Raw genomic sequence first — 14,657 nt, forward strand, 5'->3', positions numbered from 1 at the left:
CGCGTCTTATGTTAATTTATCTGGGCAGTGTGTCGTTACGCTATATAAAAATATTGTATTTATGAAGAAAATAAGGATGTATGTATGAACCCGTTTCAATTTCAAACTGTCCCCAACATCATTGCGGGTCTAGGTTCTATACAAGAACTTAAAAATATTTTAACCCGGCAGCATTACCATAAAGCACTCATCGTGACTGATGCAGGCTTGATCCAGCATCAGTTGCATCAACCCATCCTGGACATTTTACAACAGCTGGATCTGGCACATATCATTTATTCAGATATTCAGGCTGATCCGCCAGAACATATCATTCTGGAAGCAGCTGATTTTGCCAAGCAGGAAAAAATTGATGTGGTATTGGGCTTTGGTGGCGGTAGCTCAATGGATGTGGCCAAACTGATTGCCTTGCTTGCTCATCCGCAACAACAACAAAACCTGAGCGAAATCTATGGCGTTAATCAGGCCAGAGCACCGCGTTTACCACTGATCCTGATTCCAACCACGGCCGGTACAGGCTCGGAAGTTACACCCATTTCAATCGTTACCACCGGCGCAACCACCAAAATGGGCGTTGTTTCACCTGTCTTGTATGCAGATGTTGCCATTCTGGATGCAACCTTTACTCAGGCTCTGCCCGCACATATTACAGCGGCAACAGGTATAGATGCCATGGTTCATGCCATTGAGGCCTATACCTCCAGTATTAAAAAAAATTTCTACGCAGATATGCTGGCGAAAAACGCATTGCAATTGCTCAACAGCAACCTGACCAAAGTACTTAAAAACGGTAATGATCTGGAAGCACGTCAAAATATGCTGGTAGGTTCAATGCTGGCAGGTCAGGCTTTTGCCAATGCGCCAGTCGGTGCAGTCCATGCGCTTGCCTATCCGCTGGGTGGTCACTTCCACCTTTCACATGGCCATACCAATGCTCTGGTACTGGTAGAAGTATTAAAGTTTAATGCCCCCAAGGCCAAACAGCATTATGCCGAGTTAATGCAACTCTTAGACCCGCGAAGTACTGGCTGTACCGATGGCTTGTGTGATTTATTTATTGATCATATGCAAAACCATCTCGATCAAAGTGGTCTGGTTCTGAAATTAAAGGCACTGGATGTTCCTGAGGCCAAACTTGCACAACTGGCAAAGGACGCCATGCTGCAAACCCGGCTTTTGCAAAATAATCCAAGAGAAATGACTGAACAAGATGCTTTACAGATTTATCAGGCGATCTATGCATGAGCAAACCAGTTTTAAAAACACGGGCACAGTTTAAATTCTTTTTCCCGATCCAGACCCGCTGGGCTGACAACGATATCTATGGTCATGTCAATAACGTGACTTACTACAGTTATTTCGATACCGCAGCCAACTCGTTACTGATTCAGAAAACCGGATTTGATATTCACACCAGTGAAATCATTGGTCTGGTGGTCGATTCTGCCTGTAGCTTTTTACAGGAGCTATCCTTTCCGGAAATGATTGAGGTCGGTGTTGCGATTGGGAAAATTGGCCATTCTTCACTCCGTTATGAACTGGCGATTTTCAAACAGGGACAACAGCAAGCGGCAGCTCAGGGACATTTTGTGCATGTATTTGTTGATCGCAAAAACCGGAAAAGTATTGCGATACCGCCAGCCATGCGGGAAGCTCTTTGCTTCTATCAATTGCCTGATCAATAATATAAGGAACAAGAGGCAAAACATTGAAGCTTTGCCTTTCGCGGTGAAAAATTTAAGGTTTCAATTGAATATTGTGCAATTCTGCATCAAAGGTTTCAACCAGACTCTTAATCGTTGGTTCCTGATATAGTAGCTCGACAGCACGATTAAATGCTTTTTGCTTACGCTGGCTCTGCATCAATAAAGGTGTATTTGAATCAACTGCACCATATTGCACACTGAAGTGCGTCTGAGGCCATTGCGCTTTCAAAGCTTCTTCCAGACCGTGCTGTAATTGTGTCAGCATCCCTTCATATTCCTGAGGAATCAGGAACACCGAAGTACCATTGATCTGTCCTTGCATAATGCCATGCTGGGCCAGTTCCTGCACTGCAGGTGACAGCTGGCTGGTTCTAAACCAGTATTCCCATTTTTCCAGATTCCATTCACCTTCCAGACTCTGCTCACGCAACTTGAGAATGTCTTGCGGCATCAGATTGTCCGGATCTCCAGCAGCAGTCACAACGGTAGCAGCTGTTAACTCCATAGCTGTTTGCGCAACTGGTTCATCAATGGCCGTAACAGCGGGTTCTGTCTCTGCCACGGGCTGCGCTTGAAGGCTTGCTTCATCTACTGATGGCGCTGTATCAGCATGTTCTTCAACCGGAAAAATCAGAACCTCTTCCGAATCTGCAATATTCGATTGAACAACTTCTGCCTGTTGCGAAGTTTCCAGACCAATCAACTGGCCGTCTTCTGCATCAAATACCATCAGGTTGCTATCCGGTTTTTGTGCAACAGGTTCAGGTTCAGGTTCAGGTTCAGGTTCAGGTTCAGGTTCAGGTTCAGGTTCAGGTTCAGGTTCAGGTTCAGGTTCAGGTTCAGGTTCAGGTTCAGGTTCAGGTTCAGGTTCAGGTTCAGGTTCAGCATTAACGGCTTCTTGCTGAACCGCAAGCTGATTTTCTGTATTGACATGTTGTGCAGGCTGCTGAACTTCTGGCGCTGCAAGCTGGTGAACTGGCGTTGCATTTACAGTGACTTCATTCAGGCTCATCGGTCTAAATGCAAGCAGGCGCAACACCGTCATCTCAAAGCCTTGCTCCTGTGTCACGGCCAGCTGTAACTCTGCCCGCCCTTTACAGGCAATCTGATAATAAAGTTGCAGATCCTGGGCAGAAATCAACTTCGACAGTTGCAAAATTTTCTGGTTGATTTCTTCACTATATTTCAGGGCAAGATCTGGCAAATATTGCAATAACGCCAGCTCATGTAAGGTTGAAACCAGTTGATCCAGTACCAGAGAGACATCAAGCGCTTGCTGTCTAAATTGCAATAACAACTGGCTCACGCGTGCTTGCTGATTCTGATGGATGGCCAGAATCAGATCATAAATAATGGTTCGGTCAATCAGGCCCAACATGTCTTTGACATCTTGATGATGTACGGCGCCTTGACCATAGGCAATCGCCTGATCAGTCAATGACAAAGCATCACGCAATGAGCCCTGTGCAGATTCTGCAATCTGCCAGATCGCATCCTGATCTGCTTCGATCTGTTCTTTGGTTAAAATTGCAGTCAAATGTTCAGTGATTTCATCTACAGCCAAAGGACGCAAGGTAAATTGCAGGCAACGTGAAATCACGGTAATCGGTAATTTTTGTGGATCTGTGGTCGCAAACAGGAACTTGACATGCTCAGGCGGCTCTTCCAGCGTCTTTAACAAGGCATTAAATGAATGGGTCGAAAGCATATGCACTTCGTCAATCAGATAAACCTTGAACCGGCCTTGTGTTGGCGCATAAGGAACATTATCAAGAAGTTCCCGCGTATCTTCGACTTTGGTTCGTGAAGCCGCATCGATTTCGATCAGGTCTATGAAACGGCCTTCATTTACGGCTTTACAGGTGGTACACACTTCACACGGCGTCGAGGTCACACCTGTTTCACAGTTTAGGCATTTGGCCAAAATACGGGCAATTGTGGTCTTACCTACGCCACGCGTACCTGTAAACAAGTAGGCATGATGCAAACGGCCGCGTTCCAATGCGCTGGTTAACGCACGAGAAACATGGTTTTGCCCCACTAACTCATTGAAATTACGTGGACGGTATTTTCTTGCCAGTACTTGATACATGTATGCTCCTTTTTGCCTGTTAAGCATACTGTTTTTTTGAAAGGCTGTGAACGAATACGCATCCAATTGATCAAGATTAAGTACATTGTCTGGCTTTTAATGCAGATTTATGGTGCTTTCGGCAGTTTGATACAGGACTTGCACCAACATTCAACTCAAGGGACAATAGCCCCAATTTAAATATTGTTGGTTTTATTTCCCATGTCTCAATCTTTAGCGGTACTCGGCGGCATTACCGCAGAACAGTTTCTTAATGAATATTGGCAAAAAAAACCGTTACTGGTTCGTAATGCCATGCCTGAAATCATTGGTCTGCTCGAGCCAGCCGACGTACAGGAACTGGCGCTGGAAGAACATGTCACAGCCCGCCTGATCCGCCAAAAAAACAAGAACCCAAATGAGTGGCATGTCAAATCATCACCACTCACCAAAGGTGACTTCCAGAAACTGCCAAACCTATGGACGCTTCTGGTGCAGGCCGTTGACCATTACTCATTCGATATTGCAGAACTGTGGAAAAAATTTCCGTTTATCCCGCAGTGGCGTCGTGACGATATCATGGTGTCTTATGCACCAAAAGGCGGTTCTGTTGGCAAACACTTCGACTTTTATGACGTATTTCTGGTGCAGGGTCATGGACACCGTCGTTGGCAGTTGGGCCAAATGTGTGACGAATCAACCCGGTTCCTGCCAGACCAGCCACTCAAACTCCTGGCTGAAATGGATGTGCATTTTGATGAAGTACTGGCTCCGGGTGACTTACTCTATGTACCACCTGGCTTATCGCATTATGGCGTTGCCGAAGATGATTGCCTGACCTACTCTTTTGGTTTCCGTATGCCAAATCTTTCTGAGATGATTGATCAGGTCAGCGATAAATTTGCAGAAAACACCTCACTCAAAAATCCATTGGCAGATATTGCACGTCAACAGACAGCACATCTCGGCGAAATTAACAGTACCGAGTTTACCTATCTGAAAAACCGGTTATTGGACTACCTCACCCAGGCACCTGAGTTTGATGCAGCCATCATGGCCTACATGAGTGAAGCAAGTTATCCGAACAACATTCCAGAACCAGAGGAAGTCGATGCGAATGATGTTGCTGAAGTGATTGGTGCAGATTACCAGATCATTTTAGAACCGGCTTCAAGATTACTTTACCGCAAACAGGGCGATACCCTTGAGTTCTGGGCAAATGGCGATACGGTTTGTATTTCTGCAGCCTTTGTGCCTTATTTAAAACAGATTGCAGATGGTGAAAGCCTGTTACTTGATGAACGTTTTAATCAGGCAGAGGTTCTGGAAGATATTGCGCTTCTACTCAACAATGCAATAGTAATGTTATTGCCACCAAACTAAACTCTTCCAGTAGATATTCCGGCACGATAGAGCAGCGATGTGCTCTATTGTGCATTCCCGGTTAAAATCCATGTTTCTGCTTTGGTACTTTTAAAGCCATAAATTTTGACATTCCTGTCAATTCTGTTTACTTCCCGATTATTTAACAATCACAATTCGAAAAAAATATTTATCACCTGAACCAAAATTTGCCTCAAATTGCATGAACCTGTCCTCACTAAAAAATATATACAAATTTTGAGCTTTCAGCGAAGAACAAATAAACAGCCCACAAGGCACCCGTCTGAAACGCTTCATCCAGCACTATCTGAACAAACAGCTTCGGGCTGGACACAGGCCTGTCATAACACCAGACAAATCAAAAAATAGAAAATTATGCGATTAAAGTCAGCCATTTATTTTAACTTGGATTATTAGCATATAAATATTACCATTTTATTAAGCCCGTGCATTCAGGCAAATTTCCAATATTTTTCTGCTTCCAGATAAATAAACCATATCAAACAACAATTAAATTTTTATGATTATTTTCCATTTGTTCAAGATTATTCAGGCTTGGTACTTATCTTTCAAAAACAGATAGATGAATTATGCCCCCTATCATCCCGTAATTTTTGTACAACACGAAATGGATTTAAAAAAAACAATCCTGCATATTTGCTCCATATTCAGAGCTTTAATTTTTTATATCCTCCCCTTGAAAACAAAACCGGCAGGATCAATTAAATAAATATTATTATTTTCCACTATGATATTTTTTAAATACCATGTAGAATCCCTGCCAAAATTGCATGATGAAATGCAACATGATGCTCTTGGTGATGGGCTAACTTGAGGCGTTATATGTCAAAAAAAGAAGATATTATTAACACTGCATTAAGACTTTTTAATTCGCACAGTTATAACTCGATCGGTGTAGATCGTATTATCAGTGAATCTGGCGTTGCAAAAATGACCTTCTATAAATACTTCCCCTCAAAGGAAAAACTTATTGAAGAATGTCTGATACAGCGTAATATCAACCTGCAAGCTTCCTTAAATGCGACCCTGGCTGAGTGTGATCCAAACGACCACTTGGGTCAGCTTAAAGCGATTTTTCACTGGTATGCTGCCTGGTTTAATAGTGAAGACTTTAATGGCTGTATGTTCCAGAAAGCACTGGAAGAAGTGATCAAGATTTATCCATCCACATTGCAGCCTGCAACCCAGTACAAGATCTGGTTAACTGCGCTGGTGAAAGATCTGTTGACCCAGCTAGATATCCGTAATCCTACTCATCTTGCAACACTCATTGTCAGCATTCTTGATGGCATGACCATTCAGGCTCATGTGAATAAACACTCGGTTGAAATGGATGAGTACTGGAAACGCGTTGAACACCTGATCAACTTTGAAAGAGAGTTTGCATAACCAGAGATTATCCCTTTTTTTCAAAAAGGGATAATACTGACAGAGTTTAAATATTGATGAATATATAGTTTAAAAAAAATAAAGCGTGATTTATAATTATTATTGTTGCTCACGCTTGCGTCTGAGTGTAAAAGAATAATAAAAATTATTACCCTCTGGCGGTTGCACTTACGTACTCCCGATCCTTCTTATGCAGACAGATCGTTCTGTCTTGTTTTCCATTATAGCTATTTTTTTATGAAGCACAATCTTTTTTTTAGTTTTTTTATATTAGTTAATTAAATTAAGCACTTAATTTTATTTATTAGCCCAATTAAACAATAAAAGACATTTTGATCCTCCCTTCTCGCCAAAATTCAAAATAAATCACATTAAAATTACATATCGCAAAGCAGCTCACAATTTCCAAGCAAAGCATGTATTAATCAACATTTCTCAATCATTTTATCAATTTTATTGATATATATTTTCATTAAAAACCATTGCAATTATTCAGTTTTACTACAATTTTTGCTTGCGCTGACTTTATACTAGCTTCGGCTGTAACGTAGTGAGTATAAGTATGCAAAAGGATTTTGAGATCGACGCAATGAGAGAGTCTGCGGGTACAATTGTGAATGTACTTAAGTCTCTGGCCAATACCGATCGGTTAATTATTTTGTGCCATTTAGCGAAACAAGAGTTAAATGTTTCACAAATTGAGGAGTTAACCCAGATCTTCCAACCGACCCTGTCTCAACAACTTATGATGCTTCGAAAAAGTAATGCTGTTTCTACCCGCCGTGATGGTAAACAAATCTTTTATTCGATTCTCGATCCGAAACTTAAAGCGATCTTAAACACCTTATATGAGCATTATTGTCCTCATATATGACTTTTGAATAAAGCATGTTCACCCTGGCTTTCTTTAGCACTTTTTCTGCATAATATATCTGAATTTATGATTTAGACTATTATGCATGAAATTGCTCCCCCGAAATGTAATCCGACTATTTCCTGCAAGTAAATGGTTAAGTGAATATCGACTTTCAAGCTTCAAGTCAGACCTGATCGCCGCACTTATCGTACTGGCAATGCTGGTGCCACAAGGCATGGCGTATGCCATGCTGGCGGGTCTGCCTCCGATCATGGGCATCTATGCCAGCATACTGCCCATGATTATTTATGCATTTACAGGGAGCAGTACCACACTCTCGATCGGGCCGGTCGCCATTATTTCGATGATGGTTTTTGCCGCACTGAACCCGTTATTTCCGGCAGGTTCAGCAGCTTATATAGAAGCTGCCTGCCTGCTTGCATTGCTGGTCGGTATCATTTCGATGCTATTGGGACTTTTGCGTTTTGGTTTTTTAATCCAGCTGATTAGTCATCCGGTTATCCAGAGTTTTGTTATTGCTTCGGCCTTATTAATTGCCCTGGGACAGTTCAGATTCCTGCTGGATATTCCTTTACAAACCGGCAATATTCCCAAGCTTCTCGTGAGCCTGTCTCAAAACTATCGGCAGATTACCTGGTCTGGTATGGGCTTTGGCCTGATCTGTGTGTTAGTGCTTGTGCTGCTCCCCAAGTTGATTCGCTCCGACTTTTTAAACAAGCTTCTACCTCTTGTACTGGTGTTATTTTCAATAGTCCTACTTAGCGTATGGCAAGATAGCAACCTTGCAATTAAAACCGTTGGCATCATCCCCACTGGCCTGCCAAGCCTCCATTTTCCGAACTGGAATCTGGGTCTGGTCCAGCAACTTTTACCCAGTGCCTTTATGATTGCCATGATCAGCTTTGTCGAATCATTGGCAATAGCTCAGGCAACCGCCCTGCAAAAACGGGATGCTCTGGACAGTAATCAAGAGCTTATTGCCTTAGGACTGGCCAATATAGCAGCAGGTCTTAACGCTGGCTTTGCGGTATCAGGTAGCCTGTCACGTACAGTTGTCAATGCCGATGCCGGTGCTAAAACCCCTATTTCCGGTGTACTTTCGTCACTATTCATGATTGCCGTCAGCTTGTATTTTACCGGTTTTTTCCAGAATCTGCCGTTAGCCGTTCTGGCAGCAACCATTTTTGTTTCTATCAGGAAACTGGTTACGCTTGCACCTTTTATCGAGACCTGGAAGTATTCAAAAGCAGATGGGCTGGCCATGTGGACTACTTTTTTTGGGGTCACCTGTATCGATATCTCGACAGGACTCATGATTGGTATTATTTTAACCTTTGTTTTATTGCTATGGAAAATCAGTCGTCCGCATATTGCGGTGATCGGTCTGGTTGAGGGCACCCAGCATTTCAGGAATGTATCGCGTTACGATGTCATTACCACGCCAACCGTAGTGGCATTTCGTGTAGATGAAAACCTCAGTTTTCTAAATGCCCACGTATTAAAAGGTCATGTGATTACAGAAGTCAGCCAGAATGACCAATTGCAGCATGTGGTGATTAATTGTTCAAGTATTAGCAATATTGACCTGAGTGCTTTAGAAATGCTGGAAGATTTAAACTGGGAGTTGTCCCAGCTCAACATCCAGCTGCATTTGTCAGAAGTAAAAAGCTTTGTCATGGACAGGCTATCCAGATCAGCCTTGATCAGGCAGCTGTCCGGCCAGATATTTCTCTCACATTATCAAGCAATACAAACACTTTCGCCTGAAACGCTTGCGGAATGATCAATTTATCTGGATTTTTTTTATACAAAAGGATGTGTTATGTTTTCATAATTTTTTTTAAAAAACATTGTCTTAATTTTTACGATCTTTTTAAAGTAATTGAATTGCAAAAAAAATTTTATTATTCACGGTTCTTAGGTATAGAATACCGCCCTTGTTTAACCTTAAACCGTGCATAGGTTTATAAGGCCTTTATATGTTTAATGTATTGTCTCGCTTGAGTTTAGTTAGCAAAATTATTATCGCTATTATTCTAGGGATTGGAGTAGCACTGCTCTTTCCTAACTTTACACCCTATTTAAGTTTATTGGGTGAATTATTCATTAAAGCATTAAAGTCTGTTGCACCAATTCTGGTTTTTGTTTTAGTCCTTTCTTCAATTGCAAATTTCCGGATTGGTCAAAGCTCGAATATCAGACCGGTTCTGGTGTTATATATTGTTGGCATGTTACTGGCCGCCTTTAGTGCCGTAGCCGCAAGTGTGATGTTCCCAAGCCAGCTGTTTTTACATTTACCAGCTGAAAGCGGGCTCCAGCCACCGGGCAGTCTTGCAGAAATTTTAAAGAACCTACTTTTAAGTTTTATTGCAAACCCTGTACAAGCCATTGGTGAAGCCAACTTTATTGGTATTCTGGCATGGGCAATCGGTTTAGGCCTGGCGTTACGTCACAGTTCGGATACCACCAAACAGGTTCTGACAGATGTTGCCAATGCCGTAAACCAGATCATTCATAGCGTGATCGGTTTTGCTCCTGTCGGTATTTTTGGTCTGGTCGCAGTGACCTTTGCCGATGCCGGTTTGGCCACCTTAAAAAGTTATGCACACCTGCTGTTCGTGTTAATCGGTACCATGCTGTTTGTTGCCTTGGTCATCAACCCGATTCTGGTTGCAATCACCATGAAAGCAAATCCATACCCACTGGTCATGACCTGCTTGAAAGAAAGCGGCATCACGGCATTCTTTACCCGTAGTTCGGCGGCGAATATTCCTGTAAACATGGATCTCGCTCAACGTCTGGGTGTAAATGAAGCGACTGCAAGTGTTTCTATTCCGCTTGGCGCGACCATTAACATGGCGGGTGCAGCAGTCACGATTACCGTGTTGACGCTGGCAGCTGTACATACCTTACATATTCCAGTCGACCTGAGCACCATGATCATCCTGTCGGTTGTTGCAGCAATATCGGCATGTGGCGCATCTGGCGTGGCTGGTGGTTCTTTGTTATTGATCCCTGTTGCTTGCAGCCTGTTTGGTATATCATCCGAGATAGCCATGCAGATTGTTGCGATCGGCATGATTATCAGTGTATTGCAAGATTCAACTGAAACAGCACTGAACTCATCTACCGATGTCCTGTTTACTGCTGCTGTTGACTTTAGAGACCGTCAAGCCCCATAGGTTGCCATGCCACTTCAACGTTTACCCAACTGGATTCAACTAGGCGCTTTTCTACTCGCCCTGAATGCCGGAATGGTAAACGTTCTGGGCTTGTTTACCCTCTTACACCAATCCGTTTCCCACATGACAGGCAATATCAGCATTCTGGCCATGAGTTTGCTGGACTTGCAACCTGAACATGTTATCTACCTTGCTCTGGTCATTATCTGTTTTGTGACAGGTTCATTTTATAGTGGCCTGATTCTGGGAAACGGTAATGTCGCATTTGGACGACGTTATGGCCTGCCTCTTAGCCTGGTCGCTATCTTCCTGTTCCTGAGCTGGCTATTGTTACCCTATTTCCCCCGCTATGGCCTACTTTGGGCCTGTGTGGCAATGGGCGTTCAAAATGCCATGGTCAGCCACTACAAGGGCGCAATTATTCGCACCACCCACCTCTCAGGCGTGCTTACCGATATCGGTTTAGCCTTGGGATATAAAGCACGGGGCCTGAAAGTAGAAAAACGCCGGATTTTTCTCCATCTGCTCATTTTTACCGGATTTTTATTGGGTGGGCTCATTGCGAGTGCACTTTATCCTTATTTAAAATTAAACAGCTTTCTCATTCCGGCCGGCTTAAGTCTCGGTTTAAGTATGGCATACTGGATTTTCTATTTTCGTTCTTCATCAAACTCACACTTGGATTGAATTATGGTTAAAAATGCATTGCAGGCCCAACTCTTAAAAGCCGGTTTGGTGGATAATAAAAAAGCAAAAAAACTGACAAAACAAGTGCAGCACGAACAACGCACCGGGCAAAATGACGATGCCGCCCTCAAGGCAGAAATTGATCGTGCCAAACAGGAAAAACTGGCCAAAGATCAGGCTCTGAATCTGGAGAAGCAAAAGATTCTGGAAGAAAAAGCCCTAAAGGCCTCGATCATCCAGATGATAAAACAGCACAAGGTAAAAGATATTGCTGGCGATGTTACCTATCAGTTTATTGATGAAGGCAAAATCAAGAAGGTTTACCTTTCACAACAGGTTTATAATGCACTGGTAGCGGGTTCACTGATCATTGCCAAGGATCAGGATAGTTATGCTTATCTGCCTAAAGCGCTGGCAGATAAGATTGACCAGAAGATGCAAGGCTTTATTCTGGTCAACAACAATGAGAAAAATGACCAGACGACTGATGAAGATGATCCATATGCAGCGTATGTGATTCCTGATGATCTGATGTGGTAATACATCTGCTTATGTAAAAACGCCTTACAAATCGTATATAAACTGTGATCAGATTATTATAAATATCCAATACACCTTACAATTCTATCTCAAAGAATTTTAAGGTGTATTTTAGTTTGGATTATTTAGGTTTTATCCGTGATGCACGGGTTGAGTTAAGCCATTATCCTTGGCTTGAAATGATATTGGCCTTAACCGTTTTAATTTTATTTGCAGCGCTTGCCAACTTTATCGCGAAGCGGATTATTGTTCGCGGGATTCGTCATTTAATTACAAAATTTAAGTCTCCAAACCAGTCTATTTTTGCACAGCATAGTGTAAGCCGCCGTTTTGCAAATATTGTTCCGGCAATTGTCATTCTCAATGGCATTACAGCAATTCCACATTTACCGGAAAAAATTGTCACTCTGGTTCAAATGGGTGCGCAGGCATTTATTTTCCTGACGCTTGCACTGACTGTCAGTGAAGCACTAAATATCTTTAACCTGATTTATCAACGCAATCCGAAATCAAGAAACAAGCCGATCAAGGGCTATTTACAGCTCATCAAGCTGATCCTGTTTGTTGTGTGCGGTTTGATGATCTTAGGCACCTTCCTCAAGAAAGATGTGTTCACCCTGCTGGCCGGCTTTGGTGCCATGGCTGCTGTCCTGATGCTGGTCTTCCAGAACACCATTCTGTCACTGGTTGCCAGCGTACAGATCGCCTCTTATGACATGGTGCGGATCGGGGACTGGATTGAAATGCCATCGTTAAATGCGGATGGCGATGTAATTGATATGTCATTACATACCGTGACCGTACAGAATTTTGACAAGACCTTTACCACCATTCCAACCAACAAACTGGTAACTGATACCTTTAGAAACTGGCGTGGGATGAGTGAGTCAGGTTGTCGTCGTATCAAGCGTTCACTGTTCCTGGATCAAAGCAGTGTTCACTTTATGAGTGATGAAGAGCAGCAAAAACTGAAAGACTTCTTACTGCTCGATCAATATTTAAATGCCAAACAGTCTGAAATCGAAGAGTTCAATAATCACCTGAGCAACCAGTCACGCTATAACCAGCGTCGCCTGACAAATTTAGGGACTTTCCGGGCTTATGTAGAATTTTACTTACGTCAGCATCATGGCATTGCCCAGAACCAGACCATTCTGGTACGTCAAATGCAACCAACCAGCGAAGGTCTGCCATTAGAAATCTATGCATTTACCAATACCATTGCATGGGCGGCTTATGAAGCGATTCAGTCAGATATTTTTGACCATCTGATTGCGATTATTCCAGAGTTTGGTTTAAGAATTTATCAAGCTCCATCAGGTCATGACTTTCAATTACTTACAACAGAGCAAGAACGCAAAGCTTAAATATCGCAATTAAAAAAGCACCTTCGGGTGCTTTTTTATTTTTTGTTACTCTACAAACTTAAATTAAGTAAGTTGTACAATGTATTCCTTGATAGGAAAGCTTAAGTGATCGATATTTCTTTAGTCATTTTTTGGCCTTTCCGCAAAATTTCAAACTTCACTGTCTCTTTCTTTAGATAATTAGATATATCCACAAAATGACTTACGTCTCTCACCACAATATCATTCATTTTCAAAATAATATCGTCTTCTAATATCTCTCCAAAAGCAGGAGATTTTTTAGATATCACTTTAGCCTTTACACCCTCCAAATAACCAGTTCGGGATTTATCTAAATCAGATAAATCAATTGGATAAACTCCCGTAACAGATTCAAATCTATAAAAATAACTGACCGTATATTCTTTTTGTGGTTGATAAACAGGAGCTGATTGAGTTAAAGCTCCGTTAATATTATTGGATGTATTAACACTACCAAATCCATTGCCATTATTTTCTCCTTGATTTTGGGAATTATAAGGAGCTGGTGTCAAAAAACTATAGTATCCTATTGATTCTGTGGATTGACTATTGCTAAACAATACAATCTGGGCCCCAAGAGAGTCTGCCCTTTTTTCGAGCTCATTAACAATGTAATCATAGCCTTTTGAGCTATCTCTCCCGTTAAATTTCTGCGATTTAATTGGCACAAAACCTTCTTCTAATAGTTGTATTGTTGATACGTTAAACTCTTCTGTCTTCAAGGCTTGCGCTTTAACAAACTGTGATTTATTTGCCTTCTTAAAAAGAGAAATAGGGATATAAATATTTGCGACTGTTTGAGTACTTAATGAAAGTATAAGGACGCTAGAAAAAAACGCGCCAACTAAATTTTTCATATTAAAAATCACTTTTCTAATGTTATACAAACAAATAATCTAAGAAACTAGAATCATACAAAAATCATATCAAATTTAATTTTCATTCTCAAAGGTTTCAAGCAATAAATATTCTAAAGATAATTACATTTTGGTTTATTTTTTAAGTAAATTAAGACTTAATCCTCCTATATGTTTATAAATCCACGAGATATGAATAAAAGCCATAAACAACTTTAATGGATCTCGAAATATTTCTTACACCCTTCCATCCATTCTTTAGATACAGACGCTTCACGGGGATATTCGGTATTTGCCAGCTCGCAATCTTCAACCTTTTTTAGCCCATTGTCCGCTGGGAAGGAATATCCATAATAACCGTCACTACTGAGCGGAAATCCTCCTGTTTGCCTATAGTCCAGATACAGGTAGCCCATATATGATAATGTAATCCCTAAAATTATAACCATTACCCCTTTTAAGCTCATTTTTCTACTCTATGGTCTAGTTTTCAACATTATAAACATATTAACTAAACATTTTGGGATATAAGGCGGTTGTGTTTTAACAATCACCT

General features: G+C 41.7%; 13 protein-coding genes. 10 read left to right on the forward strand and 3 right to left on the reverse strand.

The window, feature by feature from the left end:
• Positions 1 to 84: 84 nt before the first annotated feature.
• Together OC23_RS09275 and OC23_RS09280 are read left to right on the forward strand one after the other, a co-directional pair.
• Complete coding sequence (locus tag OC23_RS09275) at positions 85 to 1,245, forward strand: iron-containing alcohol dehydrogenase (protein ID WP_038344314.1); 1,161 nt, start codon at positions 85 to 87, stop codon at positions 1,243 to 1,245.
• On the forward strand, positions 1,242 to 1,685 hold the full coding sequence (locus OC23_RS09280; RefSeq protein ID WP_038344315.1) for an acyl-CoA thioesterase: 444 nt from the start codon (positions 1,242 to 1,244) through the stop codon (positions 1,683 to 1,685). Before OC23_RS09275 ends, OC23_RS09280 begins: the two co-directional genes overlap by 4 nt.
• A gap of 52 nt (positions 1,686 to 1,737) precedes the next feature.
• Here OC23_RS09280 and dnaX read toward each other — a convergent pair whose 3' ends face one another.
• Complete coding sequence (dnaX, locus tag OC23_RS09285; protein WP_038344316.1) at positions 1,738 to 3,798, reverse strand: DNA polymerase III subunit gamma/tau; 2,061 nt, start codon at positions 3,796 to 3,798, stop codon at positions 1,738 to 1,740.
• A 201-nt stretch (positions 3,799 to 3,999) separates the two neighbouring features.
• On the opposite strand from dnaX, the gene OC23_RS09290 reads away from it, so the two are divergent.
• From OC23_RS09290 to OC23_RS09325, 8 genes are all read left to right on the forward strand, one after another.
• The gene (locus OC23_RS09290; RefSeq protein WP_038344317.1) at positions 4,000 to 5,160 is read left to right on the forward strand and encodes a cupin domain-containing protein; all 1,161 of its coding nucleotides are present in this window, start codon (positions 4,000 to 4,002) and stop codon (positions 5,158 to 5,160) included.
• Between the two features lie 843 nt (positions 5,161 to 6,003).
• On the forward strand, positions 6,004 to 6,570 hold the full coding sequence (locus OC23_RS09295) for a TetR/AcrR family transcriptional regulator (protein ID WP_038344318.1): 567 nt from the start codon (positions 6,004 to 6,006) through the stop codon (positions 6,568 to 6,570).
• A gap of 562 nt (positions 6,571 to 7,132) precedes the next feature.
• Complete coding sequence (locus OC23_RS09300) at positions 7,133 to 7,444, forward strand: ArsR/SmtB family transcription factor (protein WP_038344319.1); 312 nt, start codon at positions 7,133 to 7,135, stop codon at positions 7,442 to 7,444.
• Between the two features lie 85 nt (positions 7,445 to 7,529).
• On the forward strand, positions 7,530 to 9,230 hold the full coding sequence (locus OC23_RS09305) for a SulP family inorganic anion transporter (RefSeq protein WP_038344320.1): 1,701 nt from the start codon (positions 7,530 to 7,532) through the stop codon (positions 9,228 to 9,230).
• Positions 9,231 to 9,426: 196 nt separating this feature from the next.
• On the forward strand, positions 9,427 to 10,629 hold the full coding sequence (sstT, locus tag OC23_RS09310) for a serine/threonine transporter SstT (protein WP_038344321.1): 1,203 nt from the start codon (positions 9,427 to 9,429) through the stop codon (positions 10,627 to 10,629).
• A 6-nt stretch (positions 10,630 to 10,635) separates the two neighbouring features.
• Entirely contained in the window at positions 10,636 to 11,316 is a 681-nt protein-coding gene (locus OC23_RS09315; RefSeq protein ID WP_038344322.1) for a YoaK family protein, read from the forward strand.
• 3 nt (positions 11,317 to 11,319) lie between these two features.
• A complete protein-coding gene (locus tag OC23_RS09320; RefSeq protein WP_038344323.1) occupies positions 11,320 to 11,856 on the forward strand; it encodes a DUF2058 domain-containing protein in 537 nt (178 codons plus the stop codon).
• Positions 11,857 to 12,035: 179 nt separating this feature from the next.
• Positions 12,036 to 13,223 carry a mechanosensitive ion channel family protein gene (locus tag OC23_RS09325; RefSeq protein WP_413772402.1) on the forward strand — a complete coding sequence of 396 codons (1,188 nt, stop codon included), beginning with the start codon at positions 12,036 to 12,038 and terminating at the stop codon, positions 13,221 to 13,223.
• Positions 13,224 to 13,324: 101 nt separating this feature from the next.
• Here OC23_RS09325 and OC23_RS09330 read toward each other — a convergent pair whose 3' ends face one another.
• The gene (locus OC23_RS09330; protein WP_038344324.1) at positions 13,325 to 14,101 is read right to left on the reverse strand and encodes a hypothetical protein; all 777 of its coding nucleotides are present in this window, start codon (positions 14,099 to 14,101) and stop codon (positions 13,325 to 13,327) included.
• A 215-nt stretch (positions 14,102 to 14,316) separates the two neighbouring features.
• The gene (locus tag OC23_RS09335) at positions 14,317 to 14,568 is read right to left on the reverse strand and encodes a hypothetical protein (RefSeq protein ID WP_038344325.1); all 252 of its coding nucleotides are present in this window, start codon (positions 14,566 to 14,568) and stop codon (positions 14,317 to 14,319) included.
• Between the last annotated feature and the right edge of the window lie 89 nt (positions 14,569 to 14,657).

This window comes from Acinetobacter sp. A47, assembly GCF_000805455.1.
GTDB lineage: Bacteria > Pseudomonadota > Gammaproteobacteria > Pseudomonadales > Moraxellaceae > Acinetobacter.